Source organism: Rhodanobacter sp. C03, from assembly GCF_002001175.1.
Classification (GTDB): domain Bacteria; phylum Pseudomonadota; class Gammaproteobacteria; order Xanthomonadales; family Rhodanobacteraceae; genus Rhodanobacter.
Genome location: NZ_MUNT01000006.1, coordinates 252,482 through 278,904 on the forward strand (window position 1 = coordinate 252,482; position 26,423 = coordinate 278,904).

22 protein-coding genes, 1 tRNA gene and 1 pseudogene are annotated in these 26,423 nt (G+C 61.3%); 15 read left to right on the forward strand and 9 right to left on the reverse strand.

The features are described from left to right. Positions 1–6: 6 nt before the first annotated feature. The gene (locus B0E48_RS09385; RefSeq protein WP_077517870.1) at positions 7–693 is read right to left on the reverse strand and encodes a DUF2461 domain-containing protein; all 687 of its coding nucleotides are present in this window, start codon (positions 691–693) and stop codon (positions 7–9) included. A gap of 28 nt (positions 694–721) precedes the next feature. Beyond that, positions 722–2,167: an exodeoxyribonuclease I gene (sbcB, locus tag B0E48_RS09390; RefSeq protein ID WP_077517871.1), complete on the reverse strand. Its 1,446-nt coding sequence runs from the start codon at positions 2,165–2,167 to the stop codon at positions 722–724. Between the two features lie 82 nt (positions 2,168–2,249). Here sbcB and orn point away from each other — a divergent pair, with 82 nt between their 5' ends. The 4 genes from orn (at position 2,250) to B0E48_RS09410 (ending at position 6,232) form a co-directional block, all read left to right on the forward strand. Further along, positions 2,250–2,816: an oligoribonuclease gene (gene orn, locus B0E48_RS09395; RefSeq protein WP_077517872.1), complete on the forward strand. Its 567-nt coding sequence runs from the start codon at positions 2,250–2,252 to the stop codon at positions 2,814–2,816. Positions 2,817–2,873: 57 nt separating this feature from the next. After that, a complete protein-coding gene (gene folP, locus B0E48_RS09400) occupies positions 2,874–3,770 on the forward strand; it encodes a dihydropteroate synthase (protein ID WP_174566738.1) in 897 nt (298 codons plus the stop codon). Between the two features lie 77 nt (positions 3,771–3,847). After that, complete coding sequence (gene glmM, locus B0E48_RS09405; RefSeq protein ID WP_077517874.1) at positions 3,848–5,200, forward strand: phosphoglucosamine mutase; 1,353 nt, start codon at positions 3,848–3,850, stop codon at positions 5,198–5,200. Positions 5,201–5,299: 99 nt separating this feature from the next. Continuing rightward, positions 5,300–6,232, forward strand: a complete 933-nt coding sequence (locus B0E48_RS09410; protein WP_077517875.1) for a 2-oxoglutarate and iron-dependent oxygenase domain-containing protein — start codon at positions 5,300–5,302, stop codon at positions 6,230–6,232. A gap of 23 nt (positions 6,233–6,255) precedes the next feature. On the opposite strand, the gene B0E48_RS09415 is transcribed toward B0E48_RS09410, so the two are convergent. Continuing rightward, positions 6,256–7,065 carry an SDR family oxidoreductase gene (locus tag B0E48_RS09415; RefSeq protein ID WP_077517876.1) on the reverse strand — a complete coding sequence of 270 codons (810 nt, stop codon included), beginning with the start codon at positions 7,063–7,065 and terminating at the stop codon, positions 6,256–6,258. Between the two features lie 125 nt (positions 7,066–7,190). Here B0E48_RS09415 and tpiA point away from each other — a divergent pair, with 125 nt between their 5' ends. From tpiA to B0E48_RS18045, 5 genes are all read left to right on the forward strand, one after another. Then, complete coding sequence (gene tpiA, locus B0E48_RS09420) at positions 7,191–7,958, forward strand: triose-phosphate isomerase (protein WP_077517877.1); 768 nt, start codon at positions 7,191–7,193, stop codon at positions 7,956–7,958. 3 nt (positions 7,959–7,961) lie between these two features. Next, positions 7,962–8,420 (forward strand): preprotein translocase subunit SecG, encoded by a 459-nt coding sequence (secG, locus tag B0E48_RS09425; protein WP_254423951.1) that lies wholly within the window; start codon positions 7,962–7,964, stop codon positions 8,418–8,420. An 11-nt stretch (positions 8,421–8,431) separates the two neighbouring features. Next, positions 8,432–8,516, forward strand: a tRNA-Leu gene (locus B0E48_RS09430). 231 nt (positions 8,517–8,747) lie between these two features. Beyond that, positions 8,748–9,047: a hypothetical protein gene (locus B0E48_RS18040; protein ID WP_254423910.1), complete on the forward strand. Its 300-nt coding sequence runs from the start codon at positions 8,748–8,750 to the stop codon at positions 9,045–9,047. Between the two features lie 12 nt (positions 9,048–9,059). Then, positions 9,060–9,548, forward strand: coding sequence for an OB-fold nucleic acid binding domain-containing protein (locus tag B0E48_RS18045; protein WP_254423911.1), 489 nt, complete (start codon positions 9,060–9,062; stop codon positions 9,546–9,548). A gap of 351 nt (positions 9,549–9,899) precedes the next feature. On the opposite strand, the gene B0E48_RS09440 is transcribed toward B0E48_RS18045, so the two are convergent. Beyond that, complete coding sequence (locus B0E48_RS09440) at positions 9,900–10,853, reverse strand: NmrA/HSCARG family protein (protein WP_077518374.1); 954 nt, start codon at positions 10,851–10,853, stop codon at positions 9,900–9,902. Positions 10,854–10,884: 31 nt separating this feature from the next. On the opposite strand from B0E48_RS09440, the gene B0E48_RS09445 reads away from it, so the two are divergent. Continuing rightward, the gene (locus B0E48_RS09445) at positions 10,885–11,871 is read left to right on the forward strand and encodes a LysR family transcriptional regulator (RefSeq protein ID WP_254423912.1); all 987 of its coding nucleotides are present in this window, start codon (positions 10,885–10,887) and stop codon (positions 11,869–11,871) included. Between the two features lie 312 nt (positions 11,872–12,183). Here the strand turns inward: B0E48_RS09445 and B0E48_RS09450 are convergent, their stop codons facing one another. Then, positions 12,184–12,744 carry a TetR/AcrR family transcriptional regulator gene (locus tag B0E48_RS09450; protein ID WP_077517880.1) on the reverse strand — a complete coding sequence of 187 codons (561 nt, stop codon included), beginning with the start codon at positions 12,742–12,744 and terminating at the stop codon, positions 12,184–12,186. Positions 12,745–12,865: 121 nt separating this feature from the next. Between B0E48_RS09450 and B0E48_RS09455 the strand changes: the two genes are divergently transcribed. Next, the gene (locus B0E48_RS09455) at positions 12,866–14,107 is read left to right on the forward strand and encodes a multidrug effflux MFS transporter (RefSeq protein WP_077517881.1); all 1,242 of its coding nucleotides are present in this window, start codon (positions 12,866–12,868) and stop codon (positions 14,105–14,107) included. 363 nt (positions 14,108–14,470) lie between these two features. Here the strand turns inward: B0E48_RS09455 and B0E48_RS09460 are convergent. After that, positions 14,471–14,728: pseudogene (locus B0E48_RS09460) on the reverse strand (EamA/RhaT family transporter); the annotation flags it as partial. A 62-nt stretch (positions 14,729–14,790) separates the two neighbouring features. Here B0E48_RS09460 and B0E48_RS09465 point away from each other — a divergent pair. Continuing rightward, complete coding sequence (locus B0E48_RS09465) at positions 14,791–15,330, forward strand: hypothetical protein (RefSeq protein WP_139350226.1); 540 nt, start codon at positions 14,791–14,793, stop codon at positions 15,328–15,330. Between the two features lie 253 nt (positions 15,331–15,583). On the opposite strand, the gene B0E48_RS09470 is transcribed toward B0E48_RS09465, so the two are convergent. Beyond that, positions 15,584–16,642 carry a LacI family DNA-binding transcriptional regulator gene (locus tag B0E48_RS09470; protein WP_077517883.1) on the reverse strand — a complete coding sequence of 353 codons (1,059 nt, stop codon included), beginning with the start codon at positions 16,640–16,642 and terminating at the stop codon, positions 15,584–15,586. 417 nt (positions 16,643–17,059) lie between these two features. Between B0E48_RS09470 and B0E48_RS09475 the strand changes: the two genes are divergently transcribed. The 3 genes from B0E48_RS09475 (at position 17,060) to B0E48_RS09485 (ending at position 23,913) form a co-directional block, all read left to right on the forward strand. Beyond that, entirely contained in the window at positions 17,060–19,675 is a 2,616-nt protein-coding gene (locus B0E48_RS09475) for a glycoside hydrolase family 2 protein (protein WP_139350227.1), read from the forward strand. 32 nt (positions 19,676–19,707) lie between these two features. Further along, a complete protein-coding gene (locus tag B0E48_RS09480; RefSeq protein ID WP_077518375.1) occupies positions 19,708–21,153 on the forward strand; it encodes a glycoside hydrolase family 125 protein in 1,446 nt (481 codons plus the stop codon). Between the two features lie 294 nt (positions 21,154–21,447). Then, positions 21,448–23,913: a GH92 family glycosyl hydrolase gene (locus B0E48_RS09485; RefSeq protein ID WP_077517885.1), complete on the forward strand. Its 2,466-nt coding sequence runs from the start codon at positions 21,448–21,450 to the stop codon at positions 23,911–23,913. A gap of 186 nt (positions 23,914–24,099) precedes the next feature. Here the strand turns inward: B0E48_RS09485 and B0E48_RS09490 are convergent, their stop codons facing one another. Next, entirely contained in the window at positions 24,100–25,458 is a 1,359-nt protein-coding gene (locus tag B0E48_RS09490; RefSeq protein WP_077517886.1) for an alpha-L-fucosidase, read from the reverse strand. Positions 25,459–25,553: 95 nt separating this feature from the next. After that, positions 25,554–26,333 carry an IclR family transcriptional regulator gene (locus tag B0E48_RS09495; protein ID WP_077517887.1) on the reverse strand — a complete coding sequence of 260 codons (780 nt, stop codon included), beginning with the start codon at positions 26,331–26,333 and terminating at the stop codon, positions 25,554–25,556. Positions 26,334–26,423 lie beyond the last annotated feature (90 nt).

Below are 26,423 nucleotides of genomic sequence, written 5' to 3' on the forward strand. Positions count from 1 at the left end.
GAGCGCCTAGAACTCCAATTCCTGCGCCGCGCACAGATAATCGATCAGCGGTGTGACGCGCTTGAACGTCGCTACGGTCCACGGCAGCAGTTCGGTCGAGCAGGCGAGTGCTTTGTCGAAGTTCTCACCGACGGCGAAATCCTTGCGCTTGAGGTCCTCGATCAGCTCGTGTGCGGGATCGAAACCGCGCGGCGGCCGGCTCAGCGACTCGCCCCAGAACGTGAGGTGTTCGCGGAACGGTTTGCTCTGAGTGGCGCGCTTCCATGCCGCGGGGTTGTCGGCGATGAACGAGCGGATGTGTTTCAACGCGTCGGGTTCCGGATGCCACATGCCGCCACCGGCGAAGCAGTCGCCGGGCTGGATGTGCACGTAGAACGAGGGCGCCGGGATCTCGTGCCGGCGTTCGTGGAAGAAGCGCGAACCCTGCCATGGCTTGTACGGCAGCTTGTTGTTGGAGAAGCGCGTATCGCGATAGATGCGGAACAGCGAGCCGCCATTCTTGCGCGGGTCGGCGCGGTAATGCGGGCTGATCTTCGCCAGTGGCGCCTGCAGGTCGGTGATCAACTGCAGGAACGGCTCACGCACGTGGCGCTCGTAATCGTCCTTGTGCGCGGCAAACCACTCGCGACTGTTGTTCTTGTCGAGCGCGCGCAGGAAACGGAAGGTGGCTGGGGTGAAATAGGTCTGCGGCATGGCGGGTCGATGGGTTGAGAGGATGGAATCAGACGGTGTCTATGCCGGCGGCGAGTTGTTCGCCCCAGGCCTGCAGCTGATCGAGCAGGGCCAGTTTGCCCTGTGCCATGGGATCGTTGCGCAGTTCGGCGAGATGCGTGAAGTAGTCGTCGAGAGTCAAGCCGGTCAGCGCTGTATGGCGGGTCAATCGTGCCTGCCGAAAACTTTCCCAACGCGAGTGCTCGTCGGCATTCAATGTCTCTGGCCAGTTGCGTGCACGGTAACGGAACAGCAGCTGCGGGTAACGCGGATCGCGGAACGGGAACGCGCGTTTCCCCAATTCCGCCGGCGGTGTGGCGCGCACCTGGGCAAGCAATTTCTTGTCGGCATCGGGCAGGAAACCACCGCCGTACAGCGCCAGCTCGGGATCCTCCGGCGGCGGCAGTTCGGCGGCACGCTGGAATACGCGGCGCAGTTTTTCAGCCAGCCCCTCCACTGCGCGCAGGGTGTCCCGATGCGCCGTGCAACGGTCGAGATCCAGCTGCAGGCGCGACAGGTCCACGCCCTGAAGCACCGACAGCGGTGCCAATGCCGGCGCGTGGTTCGCGCGCACGGTGCGCAGCGGAATGCGTTCGATACCCTCGGGCAGATCGGCGCGTGCGGTGAAGATGCGGTCGGCGATCTCGTCCTCGTCCAGCGCCAGCCATTCGGTCGGATCGCTGGCCAGGTCGTACACGATCACTTCGCCAGCGCGGCTCGGATGCGGCGCCAGCGGTGCGATCACCGCGAGGCAATGGCGGCTGGCCGGATAACGCGAGGACACATGTACCACCGGCGTCATGTTCACCACGTCGAGCAGCTCGAACACCTTCTGCTTGCGGCGCAGGCCGTAGTACCAGTCCCACAGCCGCGGCTGGCGTACCCGAATCAGCCGGGCCAGGTCGATCAGCGCGTAAACGTCTGACAAGGCATCGTGGGCGCGTTCCTGCTTGAGCTGGTTGGCGCTGGCCAGGTGTTCCAGCTTGAAGCTCGGCGTGCCGTCCTCGCGGGTCGGCCAGACGATGCCTTCCGGTCGCAATGCCTGGCACAGGCGCACCAGGTCGATCAGGTCCCAGCGCGAGTTGCCGTTCTCCCACTCGCGGCCGTACGGCTCGTAGAAGTTGCGGTACAGCATCTGCCGGGTGAACTCGTCATCGAAGCGCAGCGAGTTGTAGCCCACGCCGCACGTGCCAGGCTGGGCCAGCTGTTCGTGGACGCGGGCAGCGAATTCGGCCTCGTTGACGCCTTCGCACTCGGCCCGCTGCGGTGTGATGCCGGTGATCAGGCAGGCATCCGGATGCGGCGGCATCTCCAGCGGCGGCTTGCCGTAGAACATCACCGGCTCACCGATGATTTCCAGTTCCAGCGTGGTGCGGATGCCGGCGAACTGCAGTGGCCGGTCGCGCCGCGGGTCGGCACCGGAGGTTTCGTAGTCGTGCCAGAAGAAGGTCTGCATCACCCGATCATCGCATGGCCAAAAGCAGACTGGCATGGCAGCGGCGGCAAGACTGATAAACTCGCTGATACAAGGAGAGCTCATGAGCCAAGCCAACGAAGAAAACCTGATCTGGATCGATCTGGAGATGACCGGCCTCGACACCGACAACGACTCGATCCTGGAGATCGCCACGGTGGTCACCGACAAGCACCTGAATGTGCTGGCCGAGGGGCCGGTATTCGCGATACGCCATGAGATCGACCGGCTGGAGTCAATGGACAGCTGGAACAGCAACCAGCACCACAAGTCGGGCCTGTGGCGGCAGGTGCTGATCTCGGAAACCGACCATGCGATGGCCGAACAGGCCACCGTCGACTTTCTGCGTGCATGGATTCCGCCGGGCAAGTCGCCGATGTGCGGCAATTCGATCTGCCAGGACCGGCGCTTCATGCACCGCCAGATGCCGCGGCTGGAGCGTTATTTCCATTACCGCAATCTGGACGTCTCCACACTCAAGGAGCTGGCCCGGCGCTGGGCACCGAATATCGCCAAGAGTTTTGGCAAGGAATCGGCGCACACGGCACTGTCGGATATCCGCGATTCCATCGAGGAACTGCGTCATTACCGCCGCTACATGGGCGAACTGGGCGGTTCGGCCGAGGCCTGAGCCTGCCATGTGGCTGTTTGATGCCGGATCAGTGAGGAGTTGAGCATGTCGATCGATCTGTTTGCGCCGGTCCTGGATTGTGCCGGGCGTGCGTTGCGGCTCGATCGTCCGCGCGTGGTCGGCATTCTCAATCTCACACCGGACTCGTTCTCGGACGGTGGTGCGCACGCCAGCGTGAAAGCGGCCTTGGCGCATGGCCTGCGCATGGTGGAAGAGGGTGCCGACATGCTTGATGTCGGCGGCGAATCCACCCGGCCCGGCGCCGCGGATGTCTCGGTCGAGGAAGAGCTGCGGCGCGTGTTGCCGGTGATCGAGCAGTTGATCGCGCGCACCACGCTGCCGATTGCGATCGACACTTCCAAACCGGAGGTGATGCGTGCGGCGGTGGCTGCCGGTGCCGGCATGATCAACGACGTGTATGCCTTGCGCCGCGACGGCGCGATGGATGCGGTCGCCGAGCTGGGCGTACCGGTATGCCTGATGCACATGCAAGGCGAGCCGCGCAGCATGCAGGCCGATCCGCATTACGACGACGTGGTGGGCGAGGTACATCGGTTTCTCACCGATCGGCTGTTCGCCTGCGAGCTGGCCGGTATCGACCGGCGCAAGGTGATGGTCGATGTCGGTTTCGGCTTCGGCAAGACGCTCGAGCACAATCTGGCGTTGCTGTGCGCGCTGGAGCGTTTCGCCAACCTGGGTAGCGGCGTGTATGTCGGCTTGTCGCGCAAATCGATGATCGGCACGCTGACCGGTCGCAAGGATCCGGTCGAGCGCGCCGCCGGCTCGGCTGCGGCGGCGCTGATCGCGATCCAGCGTGGCGCACGCATGGTGCGCGTGCATGACGTGGCTGCCACGGTGGATGCGCTGGCTGTGTGGCAGTCGGTACATGCAGTCGATGTGGTGCCGAAGCGCGACGTGAAAACCGCGGCGCCGCGCTGGCCAGATGACGATTGAACGGTTTAGGGCAGAAGGCAATGCAGCACGATGGCTGCCTCGCAGGTAAAAGCAATCTTTCAGGGCGGCAAGACACCATGAATCAACGCAAGTATTTCGGTACGGACGGCATCCGCGGGCTGGTCGGGCAATGGCCGATCAGCGCGGATTTCATGCTGCGCCTTGGCCGCGCCGTTGGCAGCGTGCTGGCACGCGAGGGCAGCGCTCGGCCCAAGGTGTTGATCGGCAAGGACACGCGCGTTTCCGGTTACATGTTCGAGGCTGCACTGGAAGCTGGCCTGGTTGCCGCCGGTGCCGATGTGGGGCTGCTCGGACCGATGCCGACCCCGGCGGTGGCGTTCCTGACCCGCTCGCTGCGCGCCAGTGCCGGCATCGTCATCAGCGCCTCGCACAACCCGCATCATGACAACGGCATCAAGTTCTTCTCCGCCAACGGCGAAAAGCTGTCGGATGCGGTCGAGCTGGCGATCGAGCAGGAGGTCGATGCCGACTTCGTCACGGTGCCGTCCGAACGCCTGGGCAAGGCCAGCCGCATCGACGATGCGGTGGCGCGCTATGCCGAGTTCTGCAAAGCCACGGTGGCGGAGGATTTCAGCCTGCGTGGCTTGAAGCTCGTGCTGGACTGCGCGCATGGCGCGACCTATCAGGTGGCACCGAAGGTGTTTGCCGAACTCGGCGCTGAGGTCATCGCGATAGGTGACAAGCCGGATGGTTTCAATATCAACCGCGAGGTCGGCTCCACCCACCCGCAGGCGTTGCAGCAAGCGGTGCTGGCGCATGGCGCCGACCTGGGCATGGCGTTCGACGGTGACGGTGACCGGCTGGCGCTGGTCGACCGGCACGGTGTCCTGGCCGACGGCGACGACATGCTCTACGTGCTGGCGCGCAGCTGGCACGCACGCGGTGTGCTCAAGGGGCCGGTGGTCGGCACCTTGATGAGCAATTACGGCCTCCAGCTGGCGCTGGCGGAATTCGACGTGCCGTTGATCCGTGCCAACGTGGGCGACCGCTACGTGCTGCAGCAGTTGAAGCAGCACGACGGTGTGCTTGGCGGCGAGACTTCCGGCCACATTCTGTGCCTGGATCGCGCCACCACCGGCGACGGCATAGTCGCGGCGCTGGCGGTGCTGGAGGCGCTGGCACTGTCCGGACAGGATCTGGCTATCGCTCGCCAGGGTCTGAAGAAATTGCCGCAGGTCATGCTCAATGTGCGCGCGATCGGCGCCCGCGAGGCGCTGGTCAGCGACGAAGTGCAGCAGTCGCTGGCCGAGGTGGAACAGGCTTTGCGCGGCCGCGGCCGGGTGGTGCTGCGCGCCTCCGGCACCGAGCCGCTGGTGCGCGTCACCATCGAGGCGGCCGATGCAGAGGAAGTACAACAGTTGGCAGAGAAGCTGGCCGGGATTGTAAGATCGGTAGCCGAACGCTCGTGAACCTGTAGCAGTACTAGGTCGCCATGGATAGGCCCGACGTGCCCCCGCTCTTGCGGTCGCGGATGAATTGACCGCACGCCAACCTAGTGGACTACAGCCATGAAGCATGTTCCTACCCTTGATATTCGCCGTTACGACACCGACCGCGACGCCTTCGTCGCTGAACTGGGTGCGGCCTACCGCGAATTCGGTTTCTGCTGCATCAGCGGCCACGGCATCCCGCGCGAGCTGATCGACGGCTTCTACGATGCGTTCCAGCGCTTCTTCGCGCTGCCGACCGAGACCAAGATGAAGTACCACATCGCCGGCAGCGGCGGTGCGCGTGGCTACACGCCGTTCAAGGTGGAAACCGCCAAGGACAGCCAGTACGCGGATTTGAAGGAGTTCTGGCATATAGGTCGGGAGATTCCGCGCGATTCGAAGTTCGCGGACGTGATGCCGCCGAACATCTGGCCCGCCGAAGTGCCGGATTTCAAGCAACAGGGCTATGGTCTTTTCGAGGCGCTGGATCATCTCGGCACGCGTGTGCTGCGCGCACTGGCGCTGCATATCGACCAGCCGGAAAACTTCTTCGAGGACAAGACCGACGTCGGCAACTCGATCCTGCGCCCGATCCACTACCCGCCGATCACCCAGGACAACATCCCGAATGTTCGCGCCGGCGCTCACGAGGACATCAACTTCATCACCCTGCTGGTTGGCGCCAGCGCCGAGGGGCTGGAAGTGCTGAGCGACGGCGAGTGGCTGCCGATCACCACCGAGGGCGATGCGATCGTGGTGAACATCGGCGACATGCTGCAGCGGCTGAGCAACCACGTGTATCCGTCCACCTCGCACCGGGTGGTCAATCCGCAGAACGAGAACGCGCGCAAGCCGCGTTATTCGGTGCCGTTCTTCCTGCACCCGAATCCGGATGTGGTGCTGGACCCGCTCGACTCCTGCATCACGCCGGACAATCCGCGTCGCTACGACACGTCGATCAACTCGCATGAGTATTTGATGCAGCGGTTGCGCGAGATCAAGTTGATCTGAACAACCGGCGCTATCGGATCGATCTAGGCATCGGCATTCCGGTAGCGCTTCGATTCGCGTGCGGATAGCCACATCGCCAGCCGATCCGGCATCAGCTGAACGATAGTCTTGATGGTTCGGTTGACGCGGCCAGGGATGTACACAGCCTGGCCGCGTTCGACCGCAGCGATGCCCTGGCGCACCACGTCTTCCGCACTGAGCCACATGAAACCCGGCATCTGATTCATCTTGTCGCGGGTGCCGGTGACGTCGTGGAATTCCGACCAGGTGAAACCCGGGCAGAGCGCGCAAACATTCACGCCAGAAGCGCGGTTCTCCAATGCCAGCGATTGCGAGAACTTGATCATGAAGGCCTTGGACGCCGCGTACAGCGTGTGCCCGGCGGGACCTGGGACGTGCCCGGCCAGCGAGGCCACGTTGATGATCCGGCCGTAGCCGCGTTTGCGCATGCCGGGCAGCAGTCGCCTGGCCAGCTCGGTGGGTGCCGTTAGCAGCACCTGCAGGAAGTCCGCATGGGTTTCCCAGTCGTTCGCCAGGAACGAGCCGGGGACGCCGTAGCCGGCATTGTTGATCAGCCAGTCCACCTGCAGGTCGCGTTGCTGCAGCACATCGCAAAGGGCTTGTGGTGCGCCCGGGTCGGCGAGGTCGTTCGGCAGCACGGTCACCGAGCTCTTGTGCTGTTCACGTAGTTCGCCGGCGAGAGTCTCCAGTCGATCGACGCGTCGCGCGGTGAGCACAAGATCGTGCCCGAGCATGGCCAGTTGCCGGGCAAAGGCGGCACCGATGCCGGAAGAAGCACCGGTGATCAAGCTGAGGGGGCGGCTGGACGGCATGGGACATTCCTGATGATGAATAGCCATTCTTGACCGGGCGCACCAGCCAGCGCCAGCCGTTCGCAGGTTTGCCGATACTCCTACCCATCGGTAAGCTTGCGGTTTGATCGCAGCGGAAGCAGACCATGCGCAAGAAACTTGTCGCCGGCAACTGGAAAATGCACGGCAGCCGTTCGATGGCCACGGCGCTGGTCAACGAGATCGTCGCCGCCAAGCCGGCGTCCATCGACGTGGCCGTATTCCCGCCGTTTCCATATCTCGCCGAGCTGGCTGGGCAGCACGCCAGCTCCGGCCTTGGCGTCGGCGCCCAGGATGTCAGTGAGCACGAGGGGCAGGGCGCCTACACCGGTGAGGTTTCCGCCGCGATGCTGGCGGACATCGGTGCGCAATGGGTGCTGGTCGGCCATTCCGAGCGCCGCCAGTATCACGCCGAGAGCGATGAACTGGTGGCACGCAAATTCGCGGCGGCACGTGCCGGTGGTCTCACGCCGATCCTGTGCGTGGGCGAAACGCTGGAGCAGCGCGAGGCAGGTCAAACCGAAGAGGTCATCGCATGCCAGTTGCAGGCTGTGCTGACGCTCAACGGCATCGCCAGCTTCGATACGGCAGTGATTGCCTATGAACCGATCTGGGCGATTGGTACAGGCCGCACCGCCACCCCGGAAATGGCGCAGCAGGTACATGCCTTCATTCGTAGCCAACTGGAAAAGGAAGATGTTATGATTGCCCGTCTGACCCGACTGCTTTACGGCGGCAGCGTCAAGGCGGCCAATGCCGCGGAATTGTTCGCGCAGGCGGACGTGGATGGTGGACTGATCGGCGGCGCCTCTCTGGCTGCATCCGACTTCCTTGGAATCTGCGCCGCGGCGCATCAGGCGCTACAGGCTCAATAAATAATCATGTTCGTCATTTTCAGCGTGTTTTACATCCTGATCGCTGCGGCGATGATCGTGCTGATCCTGCTGCAGAACGGCGCGGGCGCCGATGCAGGCTCCGGTTTCGGCAGTGGTGCGTCGGCCACGGTGTTCGGTGCGCGTGGTTCGGCCACGTTCCTGACCCGCGCCACCGGCATACTGGCGTCGTTGTTCTTCCTGCTCAGCCTCGGCATGGGCATCTATCTGCACGCCAACGGCGCGCCGCATAGCAGCAAGGCCGATGATCTGGGTGTGATGGCCGGACTTGCCAGCAAGCCGGCAGCCCAGCAGGCAACGCCGGCCGCGCCGGTTGGTTCGGAAGTGCCGACGGCCGCTCCAGTGGCTGCAGGCAATGCCGTACCGGCCGCACAGCCAGCGACAACCCCCGCCCCAGCCAAGGGTGAGGTGCCGGCAGCGACCGAGCCGGCAAAGAAGCACTAAGCAATACACCTGCCCAGGTGGCGGAACTGGTAGACGCACTACCTTGAGGTGGTAGCGACGTAAGTCGTAGGGGTTCGAGTCCCCTCTTGGGCACCAATGCACTGTTTGAGGACGTCCGATAGAGTCCAAAAAACACAAAAAAACCCGCTACTTGGCGGGTTTTTTTGTGCCTGAGTGTCTGACTCAGTGCAATGGCATTCGATTGAATCCAACGAAAATAGGGGGCATATTTGGGGACACATAAACCAAAGGCGTACACCTCTACCTTGGAGATGCCCCCATGGCCCTGACCGATACCGCCATTCGCAAAGCCGCCCTAGCCAGATCGTGCAGGACGCCCGGCGCCATGACATCGACGTTTTCCCCATCGACGTCCAGTGCAGCGATTGGGACAACACACTCATCACCCGGGAAGAAGAACCTCCCGCGATCCAGCTGGGGTTGCGCCAGGTGCGCGGCTTCAGTGAAGAAGTCGCGCGGCGGATGATGGTGGCCCGCGCACAGCGCCCGTTCGCCGATATCGCGGATCTTTGCGCGCGGGCGGCCGTGGACAAGCGTGATCAGGACTTGCTGGCGCAGGCCAGCGCGTTGCGAGGATTGTCGCAGCACCGACACCACGCGCACTGAGAGATCGCTGGCGTGGAAAAACAGCTGCCGCTCTTCGGCAACGTCAGTCCAACAGAGATCGAGGTGGCGTTGCCGAAGCCGACGCAGGCCGAGGACACGCTGGCGGACTATGCGCGAACTGGGCTGACACTGGGCGTGCACCCCATGGCGCAGATCAGGGACCGGTTGCGCGCCGCCCGATGCACCGACTCACGAACGCTGCGGAAGCGTCCTCACAACAGCTATGCGCGCGTTGCGGGTGTCGTCACGATGCGCCAGCGACCACAGACGGCCAGTGGGGTCACATTCCTGACGATGGAAGATGAGCACGGTATGGTCAACGTCGTCGTTTGGCGCGATGTCGCCGAACCCCACCGGCGGGTGCTGCTGGAATCAGAGCTGCTGGGAATCGATGGGCGGTGGGAGGCGGTCGATGGCGTGTGCCACCTGATCGCCAGTCGCCTGCTCGACATGAGCGAGCTGCTCGGTGGGCTGGATGTGCGGTCGAGGGACTTCCACTGATCGGTGACAGCGAAACACGCAGGCGCGCAAGGAAACGCTCGATGTCTCTGAATGGCGCGGGAAGCACTCCAGCGATGACGACATCAAGGCTATCTAGGGTCAGCTGCATGCACCGGATTGAATGCATCACACGACCGATCGACCATGACCAGCCCGCCGGCCAGTATGATCAGCTGCACATCCACGTCGACCGGCGGAAACCGACCCAAAGCTGACGGCGGCAACTGTAGATGGCTCGTATTGAGTGTCCAAAGGGTCGCCGGATCGGGGCAAGTCCAGTTTCTCAGAAATGTCAGCGAAAACCGGGTAGCCCCCCGCATCATGAAAGACTGATGCTATCGGCGTTGTTGGCTAAAGGCCGAACACTTTTTGCTGTCCATCCCAACCTGATGTTTTCAAAAACTGCTCCCAGCTGAGGCAGCTTCGATCAATACGCCGGCTCCATTCAAGGTCGCGATCTTGACGGAAATATCCGTACTGCACGGCAAATTCGGCCATTCCCGTAGTCTCGCGCGCAAGTTCATGGTTCGCACGAAATTCGGGAAAGTGGTGAAGTAATTCCTCCAATTTGTATGCCGATACATAAGCGGCTTTCTGCCCAGTAACGCGAGTGAAGGTCTCAATCATTTCGGCTGGAGAGATTTCATCGCCGATGACCGGCAACGTCTGGCCAGCGTAAGTATCCGGGTGATCGAAGATCTCCAGGACCGCCGGGCCAGTCGCACTCAGCGGATCGACAAACGGTGCGCGAAAGTGCTCGGGCAAGTAGACAGGAAACACTAGGGTGTCTCCATCCATGTGCGGTGGGTAGTATTCGAGAAGGTTTGTATAGAAGAACGAAAGCTCGATAAAAGAGCTCATGATCGGTAACTCGCGAATGTAGGCCTCGACACGACTCTTATCGGTGAAGTGCGGTGCAAACTTCGTCCCTTTCGTGATCTTGTCGACGTTCTCCAAGGTGCTAAAAACCACATGTTGAACGCCGGCTTCCACTGCTGCATCTGCCAGATCTTTGCCAATGTCGAATTCGTGAGTTGCCGGTGGCGCAACGCCTGGTGTCATGAGGAATGCACCGTGCGCGCCCTGGAACGCTTTGACGAATTCCTCGTTGTGATCAGTCGCGAGCGGTACGCTGATCAGTTCAGCGCCCTGGGCCGCCAACTTGAGTGCCTCGGGTGAATCGACCCGTCCGGTGAGGGCACGGACGCGGTAGCGCCCGCTCCGCAACAGTGATCCAGCTACGCTGCGGCCCTGCTTGCTCAGGCTGCCTGCGATGGCGATGATGGGTTTGCTTTCAAATGACATGCCAATCTCCTTTGGGTGTCGGACTCGGCCGGTGTTGGCGATCGCAATCCGCTTTCCAAAAATGGCAGGCGGCATGCAATCTGTGAAATCAATTCATTTCTTGCTTACAATCCATCCTGTGGATACCAAGCGCATAGACCTGAATCTGCTTGTCAGCCTTGAAGCTCTCCTGGCCACGTGCAACGTCACGAAAGCGGCCGCGCGACTCCACTTGAGCCAACCAGCACTGAGTGCGCAGCTGAACCGCCTTCGAGAACTATTCGACGATCCTCTGCTTGTCCCGGCCCATCGCGGGATGACACCTACAGCCAAAGCGCTCGATCTGGTCGGGCCGTTGCGCCTCGCTTTGGACCAATTGCGCAGCACGCTCCACAGCCTCGACAACTTCTCACCAACGACAGCTGAGCTGACTTACTCGATTGCGTGCACGGATTACATCGAGGTAGCCGTCGTTTTGCCTCTGATAGTGGCGCTGCGTGAAAAGGCTCCGGGCGTGCGGGTCGCCGTGCATCGTCTGGATCCCGGAAGATTGACCCGCCAGCTCGCGGATGGCGATGTCGATCTGGCCATTGCCACTCCGGATGGCAGCGTGCCGCACCTGCACACCAAGCATCTCTTCGAAGAGACCTACGTTCTTATCGCCCGACGGGGACACCCGCACGTCGAAGAGGGCATTTCAGCTGAGGGGTTCGCCGGTTTGGAGCAGTTGGTCGTCTCGCCAGCGGGCGGCGGCTTCTCGACGCCGGTCGACATTACGCTGGGGGCACTTGGACGGCAGCGCACCGTCGTAGCGTCGGCCGCGTCTTTCCTTGTTGTCCCGGAAATCGTCTCGGTCAGCGATCTTGTTGCCTTGGTGCCGAGACGCTTGCTGCACGGCCGACTTCCCGAACTTGAGGTGATAGATGTTCCGTGGCTGTCGGAACGCTTTCAGGTCGAGCTTGTATGGCACGAGAATGCCCAGGGACATCCGGGCCAGCGCTGGATTCGCGAGCTAATCTGTGACCTGATGGTCCAGTAACTGCCGCGCCTTAGCCCGAAGCAAGGACCGTGTGCGAAAAAAATAGCAATTTCTCAAATGGGTCGGCCGCAATACAGATGGTCCCGGCCCGCCCGCTTGGTCAGCGACGGTCGCAAGTCGACCCACCTGCGACATTCGACGCTGAGAACCGGATGCCCGTGAACAGACATTGGAGACGGGCCTGACCGACTGACTGCTACCGATGGAAATTAGACGTATGCCTAACCACGATTGACTCAGGCATCGCCGCGGCTGGTGGTCTGATGAGCTTGACGCAGAAATCGGTCTCGGCTCCCGCACGGAGACACGGAGTCAGCCGCCGGTGGCAGCAAGAGCAGCGACAGTGTCCCTCGCGTGGAGCAGTACGGAGCGGAATTCCTTCGCCGACACCTCTGCCAACCCCAACCCTCGAAGCAAAAAGACGCCCTCCACGGCCAGCAGAGCCCCGAGAACACCCTGCGATTCGCTTGGCTTGCTCAGAAGCGGCTTCAGTAGGGTCCGGTAATAAGCTCGGGCGGGTTCCATCATCTCGGGAGCGTGAACCAATGCAGTGGTGAGAAACGCTGCCGTTCGTGTCGAAGCATCGTCGTTGTCCAACGCCGCCTCGATGTGGGCGAGAACCATGTCGAAAGGCCCGACGACGGCAGACGGAAGACGTCTTTCAACAGCAGCCAGGAAGCGAGCCGTCTCCCTCGTCAAGGCGGCGCAGACGAGGTCATCCTTGGTCGCGAACGTGTAAACCAAGCCACCCTTGCTGATTCCTGCCCTGTGGGCGACGGCGTCCAGCGTAAAGCTCCTTCCGCCAGATTCGAGGATCACCGCCTCAGCGGCATCCAGAATTCGATCTGGATCAATTTCTTTTTTGCGAGTCAACCGAGGGCTCCTTGTTTTTCCGACTGGTTAGTCGCATAATTATCCGACTGAGTAGTCGGATTGTTGGCGTAGGTGTACCCCCCAACACCTGCTCTGTCAACTGCTGCCACGAGAAGACTGCATGACCACCGACGAACACCTTCCCCGCACATCTATAATGATCATCGTCCTTGGCGCGATCACCGCGTTCGACGCCATGGCGATCGACCTCTATCTGCCTGGGTTCCGCGACATTGGCAGTGCGCTGGGGGCAAGCCCGGCCGCTATGCAGGCGACCCTTGCGGCGTTCGTGGGCGGCGCCGCAATCGGCCAACTGTTCTACGGGCCACTCGCAGACCGGATCGGTCGACGGGCGCCGCTCGCAATGGGTATGGTCCTGTTTGTCGCGGCGTCGGTTCTTGCAGCCCTGTCATGGGACGTGGAAACATTGATCGTCGCGAGGGGCTTGCAGGGTTTGGGCGCGGCGGCCGGCCTGGTGATCCCGAGAGCGATCATTGCCGACCGCTATCGGGGACGCGAGATCGCGAAGCTGTTTTCCGCGCTGCTTCAGGTCATGATGATCGCGCCAGTGCTTGCGCCTCCGATTGGTGGCGTCCTGGTGGCCGCGTTGGGATGGGAAGCCATTTTCTGGGCGCTTGGATTGTTTGGCGTCGCATCGCTCGTGGCGCTCTTTGCGCTCGTGCCCGAGACCCTGAAGACTGAAGGCCTTGCCACGACCGGGCTGCGCGCCGCCTTGATCGACTACGCGGGTTTTTTCAAGCGGGGACGACTCTCCTGGATGATGCTCTCGAGTGCATTCTCGATGGCGGGCCTGTTCGCCTATATCGGCTCGTCCTCGTTCGTGTTCGTCGACCACTTCGGCCTCTCCCCGTTTGTCTACAGCCTAGTGCTCGCCGGCAATGCGGTCGGGATGGTCGTTGTCGCCCAGATCAACGTGCTGCTGCTGGGCCGCTGGTCGGAACGCCAGATCTTGGTCTCAGGATTGGGATTGCATGGTGCCTGTTGTGTCGCGCTGCTTGTCGCGACCCTCGGTTTCGACGCGGGCCTCTATGTTGTCGGAGCGTTGATCTTCCTGGCCATGTCGACCCTATCGCTCACGATCGGCAACGGATTCGCCCTCGTCATGCAAAATGCGCCCGTGCGTCTAGCGGGGTCGGTTTCCTCGCTGCTCGGAGTCGCCCAATATGCTCTCGCAGGCATCGCCGGAGTCGTACTGGCTATTGCGTATGACGCGACGCTGACCCCGTTCATCCTGACGTTGCTCGCATGTGCTGCCGCGGCTCTACTGACCCTCGCCATCGCCATGCGAATGCCCGCCGAACCTGCACGGTTACTCGAAGACCGAGCTCCGGAACACAAGTAGCGCGGACCTTCGAACGTCGACCCCTCATCCATATATGCATCGCCTCCGCCCCGTCGGAGAGGAGGCGCCTGCCAGATGCAGCACGGTGAGAGGACCGCAAAGCTGCGGTTGCAGACACCCGTCGGGAGAGCTGAGGCTCGAACTGAGTCTGATAGCAGTCGTTCGCGACCGGCAGCAACTGGCCGATGTTTGCCGGTAGAAAACCCATTGGCCCCAGCCGATGGCTCCAAGACAGTCTGACGAATCGGTGAAGTGTGAACCATAGGCACGAAGCCATGTGTCGTTAATCAAACTGGTGTTCTCGAAGCCGTTGAGCCTTAGCGCGCTCAGTATGTTGAGTCAGGGACACGCCACCAAGTTTGTTCAAACCGCGGGCTCGAGCACGACCGTTGCTGGGCGGTGGGCGGCGAGGCAGGAGAGGACGCTCATGATGACCAGGACCAGGGCCGCCATTTCCAGTGGCGTTGGCAGGCGTCGTTCCCAGAGAAAGCCGTAGAGCAAGGCGAACATCGTCTCGAAAAGAATCATCTGCCCGACAAGTGTCAGCGGCAGCAAGCGGCTCATCCGGTTCCACAGAGCGTTTCCCACGGTGGAAGCCAAAACGGCCACGCCGATTGATACGGCACCCAAACGCATCCACTGTTCAAGCCGGGGGCGCCTACACGCCTGATGGCAAAGCCTATGTGGTCAAGTCTGCGTTGCGACACCTTCTGGCCACGGATAACGCAGGCGCTAACCAGTTCTACAACGACCTGTCCAATGAGGACAAGACACAGAACGGGACTACGCGGTACGTCGCTACGTCTGCACTGAATAAGGAGTTGTCGCGCCGGATCCAGGAGCCGCGGGACGTCTACAAGCTCGAGCGGCTCAAGGATGCTGAGCTCTGCGTAAACACCTTACGGGACGACCCTAAGCTCGAAAAGCTTCGAGCGTTGGCTGAGTCGCACATTCGCAAGATGCAGCCGAAGCTAAAGCAGCAGATGCTAAAGGCTGAGAGCATCACCGCTTGCCAGGTAAGCGGCGAGCCTCTGCAGCCGGACGCCGAAGTGCATCACATCGTGCGGCAAGCAGATCAGCCGGACAGAAGCCTCGATTCGACCAACCATCTACTCATCAACAAACCTCCGCACCGGGAAATCCACGCCGCGGGAACTCACTCCTCCGAGGCGCTAGTTGCGCTCGCGCGTGAGAAGAATTGGCCCTACAAGCCTAGAACGTGATGGCCAGTCGGGCTGGCTCCGAAGGGAACCAGCTCTCGCGACACAGAACACGTCGACAGGCACGCATGTGTGTCCCTTGGTCATCCCAAATTCTCGTCGAAACAGCTCGGAGTCGTACAATGGCTTCGGTCTGGGGGCATCTATGGGGGCACTTTCCTTTGAGTGGTCTGTGTGGCTCCATCTTATGCGAAGTTCGAGTCCCCTCTTGTTCTGGGCGCGGTGCAGCAACGGCCGTGCAGACCTCCGTAGGTGGTCAGGTTGTCGGTAGCGTGCAACTGCTGGCGCGTACCACCAGTTGCACCGGGGTGATGATATAGCGTGATGCCGATAGCGGTTCGTGCAGTCGTTGCAGGATAAGCTCTGCCGCCTGCCGACCACGTTCACGTGGCGCGACCGCCAGCGTGGTCAACGGTGGTACACCCAGCGCGGCCTCGGCGATGTTGTCGAAGCCGGTAAGCGCGAAGTCATGGCCGGGTTGCATGCCGCGTTGACACAAGCCAAGCATCAGGCCAAGCGCCACTGCGTCGTTGTAGCAGACCGCGGCCGTCGGTGCGGGGCTGTGGGCAAACAAGGCGGGGCATTGCACCACGGCGTCCACTCGGTTTGGTGCGCACTCGATGCGCCAGTGAGGCTTGATGCGCAAGCCGGCAGCTCGCATCGCCTCGGTGTAGCCGGCGAAGCGCTCGCGGCAGGAGCTGGAGTCCCGATGGCCGCCGAAGAAGGCGATATGCCGATGGCCTAGCGTGATCAAATGTTCGGTGGCGAGCCGCGCGCCGCGCTGGTTATCCAGCATCAGTCGATCCCAGTGCGCAACTTTCGGTGCGTTGCCGCCCAACTCGCGGTTGAACAGCAGCAACGGCGTCTGTGCGCCCACCGCCGCCAGTACGTGCGTGACATCACTGCCTTCGGCGGGCGACAGGATGATGCCTGCCGGCCCATGTTCTATCAGTGATCGAAGCACCGCCTGTTCGCGCCCGATCGATTCGCCGGTGCTGCCAAGCAGTGTGACGTAACCGGCTTCGCCCAGCTTCTCATCGACCCCGGATGCGAATTCGGCGAAGAACGGATTGGCCAGGTCGTTCAAGATCAACGCGATGCTGGATGAGCTGCGCCGGCGCAGGTTGGCCGCAGCGCGGTTGTAGACGTAGTTCTGCCGAAGCAGTTCTTTCTCTACCTTGGCCCGGGTGAGTTTGTTCACCAGCGGGCTACCACGCAGTACCAGCGAGACGGTGGCGCGCGACACGCCGCAGCCAGCGGCGATATCGCTGAGTGTGGTCTTGCGATGGACAGGGGCGGTGCTTTCCGTAGCCATAGTCGAATCTGCTGATTGGAACGATCCAAATGTAACCGAAATCGGAACGTGCAACGGCATATTGCAACGCGACATGCATCGCCACGAGGCGAATGCTAACGTGCGGTATAGATCGATCTAAACCCGGGGATTAGTAAAACATTCCGTATCGCTTGCACCAGCGGTCTGGAGCCTGCCGGTGATACTTGGGGCGGAACATAAGCACAAGGCAACGCGGCTCCGGTGGAAGTTACTGGTGTGCGCATGTTTCATGCCCTGGACCCGGCACTGAATGCCCGTCTGCTGCGTCATCACGAACCCATACCGCCGCATACAGGTATTCACATGACTGCACCGATCAGCCTAACCAGATCACGCGCGAATCGATCAGATACGCATCGATCAAGTACGAAGCGCTGCCTGGTCCGGTCTGCCGGCATGCTGCTGGCACTCCTGCTGCCGATGCTGGGCGCAGCCGCGCCATTGACGACGCAAATGCTGGACAGCGGCTGGCAGTTCCGCCTCGCTCCCGGCGACAGCCATGCCACGGATCACCCGAAAGCTGCTTTGTGGCAACTCGCTACGGTGCCGGGGACGATACAGACCGATCTGATGGCGGCAAAGCTGGTCGCCGATCCGTTCTACCGCGATAACGAAGCGCAGATTCAGTGGGTCGGCCTGTCTGACTGGCAGTATCGAACGTCTATCAACGTCGACCATGCCACGCTGGCGCGCCAACACGTCGAGCTGGTGCTGGATGGCCTGGATACTTTTGCCGACGTTTATTTGAACGGCAAGAAGCTTATCGCCGCCGACAACATGTTTCGGCGCTGGCGGGTGCCAGTGGCCTCGCTGCTTCATGAAGGCGCGAATACGCTGGAGGTGCGGTTGTACTCGCCGATCAAGCGGCTGCAACCGTGGCTGCTCAAGCAGCCGTACGCGCTACCGGGCGAGTTCGATTCGTCGTTCGGCGACGAGCCCAAGGGCAAACAGACGGCCAATTACATACGCAAGGCCAACTACCAATACGGCTGGGATTGGGGCCCGCGTATCGTTACCGAAGGTATCTGGAAGGATGTGCACCTGGACAGTTGGGAGGCAACGCGCGTCGCTGATTTTCATGTCGAGCAGGTGCACATTGCCAAGTCGGCGGCGCAGGTTAACGCGCAATTCGACATGGAGACGGACGTCATTGAGTCGCTGCATGTGAGCGTTGATGTGATCGGGCCGGATGGCAAGCCGGTGGATCGTATCGAGCGCGATATCACGGTCGATCCCGGCAGCAACCAGGTTAGCCTGCCGCTGCGCATCGCTGACCCGAAGCTGTGGTATCCAGCCGGGTACGGCGCGCAGGACATGTATACCTTCAAGGCCAGCATTCGTGACGCCGCTGGCGAATTGTACGAAGCCCAGCAGGCCACTGGCTTGCGCACCATCGAATTGCGTCGGCAAAAGGATCAGTGGGGCAGGAGCTTCGAGTTCGTCATCAACGGCATCCCGGTGTTTGCCAAGGGCGCCAATCTGATCCCGTTCGACAGCTTCCCGACGCGCGTCACGGATGCGCAGATGCGTCATGTCCTGGAGTCCGCGCGCGACGCCAACATGAACATGCTGCGCATGTGGGGTGGCGGCTATTACGAGTCGGATCGCTTCTACGAGATGGCCGACCGCCTGGGCATCATGATCTGGCAGGAATTCATGTTCGGCGGTGCGATACCGCCGAACGACATGGCCTACACCGAGAACACGCGGCAGGAAGCGATCGAGCAGGTCAAACGGCTGCGCGATCATCCCAGCATCGTGCTGTGGTGTGGCAACAACGAGGTGCAGACGGGCTGGGAAACCTGGTCCGATCGCGAAGCTTTCAAGAAAACGATTTCGGCGGACGAGCGCGAGCGCATCGCCGCAGGCATGGTCAACCTGTTCGGCAAGGTGCTGCGCAATGTGGTGACGCGTTACGACAGCGACGTGCCATATTGGGCCAGTTCGCCGAGCACCGATTACGACGGACCGGCCAATGTGCTCGGCGACGGCGACTATCACTACTGGGACGTGTGGTCGGGTGATGCCAAGCCGGTTACCGAGTACCTCAATGTCACGCCGCGTTTCCAGTCCGAATACGGTCTGCAGTCATTTCCGGTGATGCGCACCATCCGCGCGTTTGCCGAGCAGGGCGACCTGGAGTCGGAATCGCCGGTGATGCGCGCCCATCAGAAATACGATAGCGGCAACGGCAACAAACGCCTGTTGCTCTACATCACGCGTAGTTATGGCGAGCCTCGGGACTTCCCGGCCTTTGTCTATCTCAGCCAGGTCATGCAGGCCGACGGCATCCAGTTGGCGGCCGAGCACCTGCGTGCATCGCGCCCGCAGTCGATGGGCTCGCTGTACTGGCAGCTCAACGATGTCTGGCCTGGCGCGTCCTGGTCCAGCATCGATTACTACGGTCGCTGGAAGGCGTTGCAGTTCCATGCGCGTCGTTTCTATGCGCCGTTGCTGATCGCTGCACTGCGGAACGATGGCAACACCACCGTTTCGCTGGTCTCCGATCGTACGACGCCTTTGGCTGCACATTGGCGCACGCGTGTGATGGATTTCGGCGGCAAGGTTCTAAGTGAGCATGAGCAAGCTGTCACCCTGCCGGCGTTGGCGAGCACCAAGGTTGCCAGCTACACCGATGCGCAATTGCTGCAGGGAGCTGACCCACATACGTCACTCGCCGTGTTCGAGCTTGTCGATGGCGATACAGTCGTCTCGCGCAATAGGGTGTTTTTCGACGAAGCGAAGAACCTGCAGCTGCCCGCGCCGAAGATTCGCACGCAGCTCCAGGTGGCTCCGCAGGGCCACATGCTGACGCTGACGGCAGGCAAGCTGGCGCGTGACGTGTGGGTTTCATTTGGCGATCTCGATGCCGAGGTATCCGACAACGCTTTCGATATCCTGCCAGGGCAGAGCGTTACCTTGGTGGTGCGCAGCAAGGCCACGCTCGACAAACTGCAGCATGCGCTGCAAGTGCAAAACCTGGCTGATGAGATGCGGGAGGCAGTGAACTGATGCCAGTGCCATCGGACGACATCTCCCTCGCGATGCCCACGCGTCGCGACATCCTGAAATGGTTTGGCACGGCGGCGGCCTCGGGCATGCTGGTGGGCCTCATGCCGCACATGGCTACGGCGGGCATGTTGTCGTCGCCGTATGTCAGCAAACGTCCGCCGGTGGGCAAGCGCAAGTTTGTCAGCGCTGCAGTGGAACGCCAGCTGGCAACGGTGAAGTCGGCCATCGGTGATCCGAAGCTCGCCTGGATGTTCGAGAATTGCTATCCGAACACGCTGGATACGACCGTCGAACTCGGGACACTCGACGGCAAGCCGGACACGTTCATCATCACCGGCGACATCGACGCCATGTGGCTGCGCGATTCGTCGGCGCAGGTGGTTCCCTATATTCCGTTGGCGAAGAACGATCCTGCTTTACAGCGACTGTTCCGTGGCCTGATCCGGCGACAGGCGCGCTGCATCCGGATCGATCCGTATGCCAACGCCTTCATGCCCGATCCACATGCGCCGCCACTGATCTGGGCACAGCATGACAGCACCGACATGAAGCCCGGTGTCGGTGAGCGCAAATGGGAAATCGATTCGCTGTGTTATCCGATCCGCATGGCCCATGCCTACTGGCTGGCCACGGCGGACACTGAGCCGTTCGACGACGACTGGCGCACGGCGATGCGGCTCGTGCTCCAGACTTTCCGCGAGCAGCAGCGCAAGCACGATCACGGGCCTTATCACTTTCAACGCACGTCCGAAGTACCGACCGAGACCCAATTCCTCGACGGTTATGGCAATCCGACGCGTCCGAACGGCATGATCCATTCGATGTTTCGTCCGTCGGACGACGCATGCTTGTACCCGCTGTTCGTGCCGGCCAACCTGTTCGCCGTGGTCAGCCTGCGCCAGCTCGCGCAGATGACACGCGCGATCCATCACGACGATGCGTTCGCCTCGGACTGCGAGGCGCTGGCGCATGAAGTCGAACAGGCAGTGCAACGGGATGGTCGCATGCATGATGCCGACGGCCGCGCGTACTGGGCCTACGAAATAGACGGTTTCGGCAATCAGCTGTTCATGGACGACGCCAATGCGCCGGGCCTGCTGAGCTTGCCTTACCTCGGCTGCTGCGATCGCGAGGATCCCGCATATCGCCATACCCGCGACCTCGTGTGGAGCGCGCGCAACCCGTATTTCTTCAAGGGCAGGGCTGCCGAAGGCATCGGCGGTCCGCATGAGGGCCTGCGCATGATCTGGCCGATGTCCATCATGATGTACGCGCAAACCAGCGACGATCAGACACAGATCCGTCAGTGCCTAACATGGTTGCGCGACACCGACGCGGGAACAGGATTCATGCACGAGGCATTCGATCAGGACGATCCCTCGCGCTTCACCCGCGGCTGGTTCGCCTGGGCGAATACCTTGTTCGGGGAACTCATCGTCGATGTGTATCGCAAGCATCCCGAGCTGCTGCGCGGCTGAATGTGTAAGCTGCATCCGCAGCCTGCGGCAGCGATACCAGGGTCGATTTCGAGTGCCCAACGTAATTTTCGCGACGCAACCGAAAGCCTGAATAAATGTAATTTAATCAACACATTGTGTCATATGAAAATAAATTTGGATCGTGACAAATTTTTCGATTACAGTCGTTGTACGGATCTCTGACCCGGTTCCGCCACAACAGTCGAGTGCGTCATGCACATGATCGGGACGACCACTCACCCCGAGCCTGTCGCTGACGCTTCCGCCCAGCGTTCAATTCACGGAGAAGCCCGCATGGTGTCCCGCCGACAATTCCTACAAGGCATGGGCGCGCTTGCCGTGCTGGGTAGTCCGCTACCGGCCTTTGCCACGCGGTTTGCAGATGCCACGGGCGTGCAGAAGCAGGCAAGTGGGTTGTCGCCGCGAACCGGCGGTGTATCGCGGTATGTCGATCTGTTCATTGGCACCGGCGGGCACGGTCATACCTATCCGGGTGCATCGATGCCGTTCGGCATGGTGCAGCTGAGCCCTGATACGAATGACGCAGGCTGGGATGCATCGTCGGGCTATCACCAGGCCGACGGCTCGATCATGGGCTTCTCGCATACGCATCTGAGCGGTACCGGTGCGGCCGACATGCTCGATGTGCTGGTGATGCCGGCGCAGGGTCCGGTCTTGCTGCAGCCGGGCGCGCGCGGCTTGCCGGATGTGAATTACCACTCGCAGTTCGACGGCGCGCCGGGTCCCGGGCCGCAGCTTACGGCGAACAGCAAGGCGCATCCTGGCAACGGTTACCGTTCACGCTTCGATCGCGCGTCTGAGCACGCACGGCCCGGCTATTACACGGTACACCTGACCGATCACGATATTCTTGCGGAACTGACTACCAGCATGCGCGCCGGCATGCATCGCTACACGTTCCACGGCAAGGGCGATGGCCACCTGCTGGTGGATCTGGCGCACGGTTTCCATGACGACTATAAAACGCCCTGCAAAGTCACCGATGCGCAACTGCGCGTAATCGGCAATGACACCTTGGTGGGCAGCCGCCACGTGCATCAATGGGCGGATGGTCGGCATATCTATTTCGCGATGAAGGTGTCGCGTCCGTTCTCGCAGGCGACGCTGTATTCGGAAGACGCCGCGGCGCCAAGTGGCACTAGCGAACTGAAGGGCACGCATCTGAAGGCGGCGTTGCATATCGACGATGTCGCGCGCGAGCCGGTGCTGGTGAAGGTCGGCATTTCCGCCGTGGACATCGACGGCGCCCTGCGCAATCTGGAAACGGAAATGCCCGCCTGGGATTTCGACCAGCTGCAGCAAACAGCAGCTGAAACGTGGGAGCGCGAACTCAGCCGCATTCGCGTCGAAACGTCCTCGAGCCGCAACATGCGTGTCTTCTATACCGCGCTGTACCACACGATGCTGGCGCCGACGTTGTTCAGTGATGTCGATGGCCGCTATCGGGGCATGGATCTGAAGATCCACCAGGTGCCGGAAGGCCAGAACAACTACAGCACCTATTCGCTGTGGGATATCTATCGTGCGCAAGCGCCGCTGCTGACGCTGTATCAATCCGAGCGCGTGCCGGATTTCGTCAATTGCCTGGTGCGCATGGCCGAGGAAAGCCCGGAAGGCCCACCGGTGTGGCCGCTGCAAGGCGTCGAAACGGGCTGCATGATCGGCTACCACTCCGTGGTGCTTATTGCGGAAGCGCAGGCCAAGGGTTTTACCGGCATTGATTACGACAAGGCCTGGCCGATCTATCGCAAGCGCGCGATGGATGACGACTATCGCGGCCTGCCTTATTACCGTAAGCTCGGCTACATCCCCAGCGACAAGGATTGGGAAGCGGTCAGCAAAACGTTGGAATACGCCTATGACGATTGGGCGGTCGCGCATCTGGCCGATGCGGCGGGCGAAAAGCAGTTGGCCGAAGCACTGCGCCAGCGCTCGCGTAACTATCGCAATGTGTTCGACAAGAAGATGAACTTCGTGCGCCCACGCGGTGTGAATGGTGAGTGGCTGGAACCGTTCGATCCACGCGGCATGGGCCATTCAAAACAGTGGCGCGACTTTACCGAATCCAATTCCTGGGAAGCCACCTTCCTCAACCAGCACGACCTGTACGCCTATATGGATTTGTTTGGGGGCCAGGACGTGTTCGAGCGCAAGCTGGATGAGCTGTTCACCACCAGCTCCAAGTTGCCGTCGGATGCGCCGCCGGATATCGCCGGCATGGTTGGCCAGTATTCGCACGGCAATGAGCCTGGCCATCACATGGCGTATCTCTATGCGTACACGGGCTCGCACTACAAGACGCAGGCGCGCGTGCGGATGCTGACCGTCACCATGTATCCGCCGGAACCCGATGGCCTGGCCGGCAACGAAGACTGCGGCCAGATGAGCGCGTGGTACATCATGAGCGCACTGGGCTTGTATTCGGTCGATCCGGTCAGCACCAACTATGTCTTCGGCAGCCCGTTGCTGGACAAGGCGGAGATCGACCTGACTGGCGGCCGCAAGTTGGAAATCCGTACCATCAACAATGGCCCGGACCGTCCGTATATCCAGTCCATGACGTGGAACGGCAACCCGTGGACGCGCAGCTGGATCAGTCACGCCGAGCTGGTTGCTGGCGGCACGCTGGAATTCCATATGGGAGCCACACCGAACCGGCAATTTGGTGCCGATCCGGCGGATCGTCCGCCCGCCTTCGGCATGCCGGCTACGGCGGCGGTTTCCGTTGACGCAGTATGAGTGCCATGCAGGCAGGTACACGAGTTTCGACTTGACTGCAGTGAAGTGATGCCGGCGCGGATGCAGGATCATGGGTTCTTCTCTGAGACGGCGAGCATCGCCGTCTCAGAGAGCCGTCATGCCGCCTGAGCGCATGGCCATGTGGTCAGCTAGTTCCCTATCGTGACTGACTCATCTTTCGGAAGATCAGCCACCGGCCACGTTGAATAGCTGGAATTCGCGAATGCGTGTCGTGCAAACGCTGGACAGAATATTCAGGCGAACCTTGGTGGTGGTCGCCGGCGTGAAACGGTCGATCTTCATGTGACCAAGGGCTTCGGCTTTGGCCACTGGCACCCATGTATCGTGGGCCCATACTTCGATCGCGTACTTCTGCACGCATTGACCGTCGTTAAGCCACTCCATGGTGAGGGCACGATCGATGGTGACGGGTTTCGCGAAATCGACTTCCAGCGTTGCGTGATGCGAATCTTCCGCTGCTGACCAGAAGGTGTCGGGGTTGCCATCCAGGGCCGTCGAGGTATTCGTATCGGTGGCGGCATGCTGCCGGGCCAGATCCTTGTCGATGCCGTAGCGTGCGTGAAGTGCTGCACCGAATTCCTTGAGGCGTGCAACGTCGGCATCGGGCAACACGCCGTGTCGATTCGGTGCGATGCCAAGCATCAGCTGGCCTCCACGTCCAACGCTGTTTTCCCAGATATCGATCAGCTCATCGACGCTTTTCAAGGTCTTGTCGCTGTCCGGATGCCAGAACCATTGCAGTTTGTGCAGCGGTGTATCCACTTCCACCGGACGCCAGCGCAACTCGCCGTGGCGGTCGATCGCATTCCAGTTTTCGTCGTGGATATGGCCGTCTTCGCTTCCGACCCAGCGAATGTCGCCGTAGTCGAACAAGGCCACATCGGCGAAGACCATCGTGTTCGACTGGTAGGTCCTCAGCTCTTCGATATATTTCTTGAAATCGTACACATGACCCGCGCTGCCGGCGCCATCCAGCCACCATTCGGTCAGCGGTCCATAGCTCTGGACCAGCTCATCCATCTGCGCGAGATAATATTTATCGTAGGCGGCTGCATCGGCATAGCGCGGCTCATGACGGTCCCACGGCGACAAATAGATGCCGAACCCCATGCCTTCCTTGCGGACGGCTTGCTCCGTCATTTGCACCAGGTTGCCCTTGCCATCCATCCACGGGCTGTTCTTGACGGAGTAGTCGCTTTGCTCCGTCGGCCACAGCGCAAAACCGTCGTGATGTTTGGCGACCAGCACGAGATATGTGGCGCCGGCGGACTTGGCGGCGCGTGCCCATTGCGCCGGATCGACATGGTCGGGATTAAATACCTTGGGACTGGCCATGCCATCGCCCCATTCACGGTCGAGGAAGGTGTTGGTACCGAAATGCACGATCACGCCGAATTCCAGATCCTGCCAATGCACCTGCTGCGGCGATGGCTTGATATCGACAAAATTCTGCGCCGAAGAAGCGCTGGTGACGCATGTGATACCGGTCGCGAAAGCGAAGATGATGCGTAAACCTATCCGCATGTTTTCTGGTCCTGCGTTGATGTGTTCCTAGTTGACGTCGAACCTCAGCGAAGGCATCAGGCACTTGGCGTAACTGATGCGCGGCGGCCCATTGCTCAGTCGGGACGAGCGGCGGCCCCGAAGTGCAGCGCGTCGGAAATTTCCTGGGTCGCGTGTTGCAGTTCGGCGATCACGTCGTCCATGGTGGTCCGCGCTTCGGTTCGCTGCGCGATGAATGGAATGGTGAGCGCGCACACGGCGCGTCCATGTTGCAGCACCGGTGCGGAAAGATCGGTAACCGCATCGACGACTTGGCTAGGCTCGCTGGCGTAACCACGTTCGCGCAGTTTGACCAGCAGCTTGGTCAGCTTCTTGCGGTCCAGCGTCGGCTCGTATTTGACGATCATGTCCAGCCAGCGCTCACGCACCGCGGCGTCCTGGAAGGCGAGCAGCACGTGACCCGACGTGGATTGGGACATGGGGCGACGGTGCCCGACACGCACGACCAGGGCGACCTCACCCGGGGGGTCCACACGGGTGATCACCACGATTTGTTCGTGCGAGGGCACGACCAGGTGGCATGCCTGTCCGCTGATGTCCGCCAGTTGGTGCATGACTGGCAGCGCCGCTTCGATCATGCTTTTTACCGGTGGCTGCTCCATGCCCAGGCGGAACAGCCGCGTGGTGACCGAATAGCCGGAGTCGCCCTCGCCACGCGTGATGTAGTCACGCTCTTCGAGTACCAGCAGCATGCGAAAAATCTCGCCGCGCGAACGACCGACACCTTCGGAAATCTCGGCGATGCTTAGCGGCTTGTGTGCACCCGCCAGCAGCTCGAGTATGTCCAGCCCTTTGTCGAGCGCGGGCGCGCGGTATTTGGGGGTCTGAGTTGGCATGACTTTCCTTCCGTTGTGGCGGCCAGCTCGCCGCCTGTAGTACGACGCCGTCACGTATCTTGCCTTGACGATCAGGCGAATATGTTGCGG

Bases quoted from the DNA above. Each gene is read 5' to 3' on its own strand.
- sbcB (WP_077517871.1), bottom strand. From the start codon at position 2,167: ATGCAGACCTTCTTCTGGCACGACTACGAAACCTCCGGTGCCGACCCG.
- B0E48_RS09490 (WP_077517886.1), bottom strand. From the start codon at position 25,458: ATGCGGATAGGTTTACGCATCATCTTCGCTTTCGCGACCGGTATCACA.
- B0E48_RS09415 (WP_077517876.1), bottom strand. From the start codon at position 7,065: ATGCCGTCCAGCCGCCCCCTCAGCTTGATCACCGGTGCTTCTTCCGGC.
- B0E48_RS09470 (WP_077517883.1), bottom strand. From the start codon at position 16,642: ATGGCTACGGAAAGCACCGCCCCTGTCCATCGCAAGACCACACTCAGC.
- B0E48_RS09495 (WP_077517887.1), bottom strand. From the start codon at position 26,333: ATGCCAACTCAGACCCCCAAATACCGCGCGCCCGCGCTCGACAAAGGG.
- B0E48_RS09385 (WP_077517870.1), bottom strand. From the start codon at position 693: ATGCCGCAGACCTATTTCACCCCAGCCACCTTCCGTTTCCTGCGCGCG.
- glmM (WP_077517874.1), top strand. From the start codon at position 3,848: ATGAATCAACGCAAGTATTTCGGTACGGACGGCATCCGCGGGCTGGTC.
- B0E48_RS09455 (WP_077517881.1), top strand. From the start codon at position 12,866: ATGACCACCGACGAACACCTTCCCCGCACATCTATAATGATCATCGTC.
- B0E48_RS09475 (WP_139350227.1), top strand. From the start codon at position 17,060: ATGCTGCTGGCACTCCTGCTGCCGATGCTGGGCGCAGCCGCGCCATTG.
- B0E48_RS09485 (WP_077517885.1), top strand. From the start codon at position 21,448: ATGGTGTCCCGCCGACAATTCCTACAAGGCATGGGCGCGCTTGCCGTG.
- orn (WP_077517872.1), top strand. From the start codon at position 2,250: ATGAGCCAAGCCAACGAAGAAAACCTGATCTGGATCGATCTGGAGATG.
- tpiA (WP_077517877.1), top strand. From the start codon at position 7,191: ATGCGCAAGAAACTTGTCGCCGGCAACTGGAAAATGCACGGCAGCCGT.
- B0E48_RS09480 (WP_077518375.1), top strand. From the start codon at position 19,708: ATGCCCACGCGTCGCGACATCCTGAAATGGTTTGGCACGGCGGCGGCC.
- B0E48_RS09440 (WP_077518374.1), bottom strand. From the start codon at position 10,853: ATGTCATTTGAAAGCAAACCCATCATCGCCATCGCAGGCAGCCTGAGC.
- B0E48_RS09410 (WP_077517875.1), top strand. From the start codon at position 5,300: ATGAAGCATGTTCCTACCCTTGATATTCGCCGTTACGACACCGACCGC.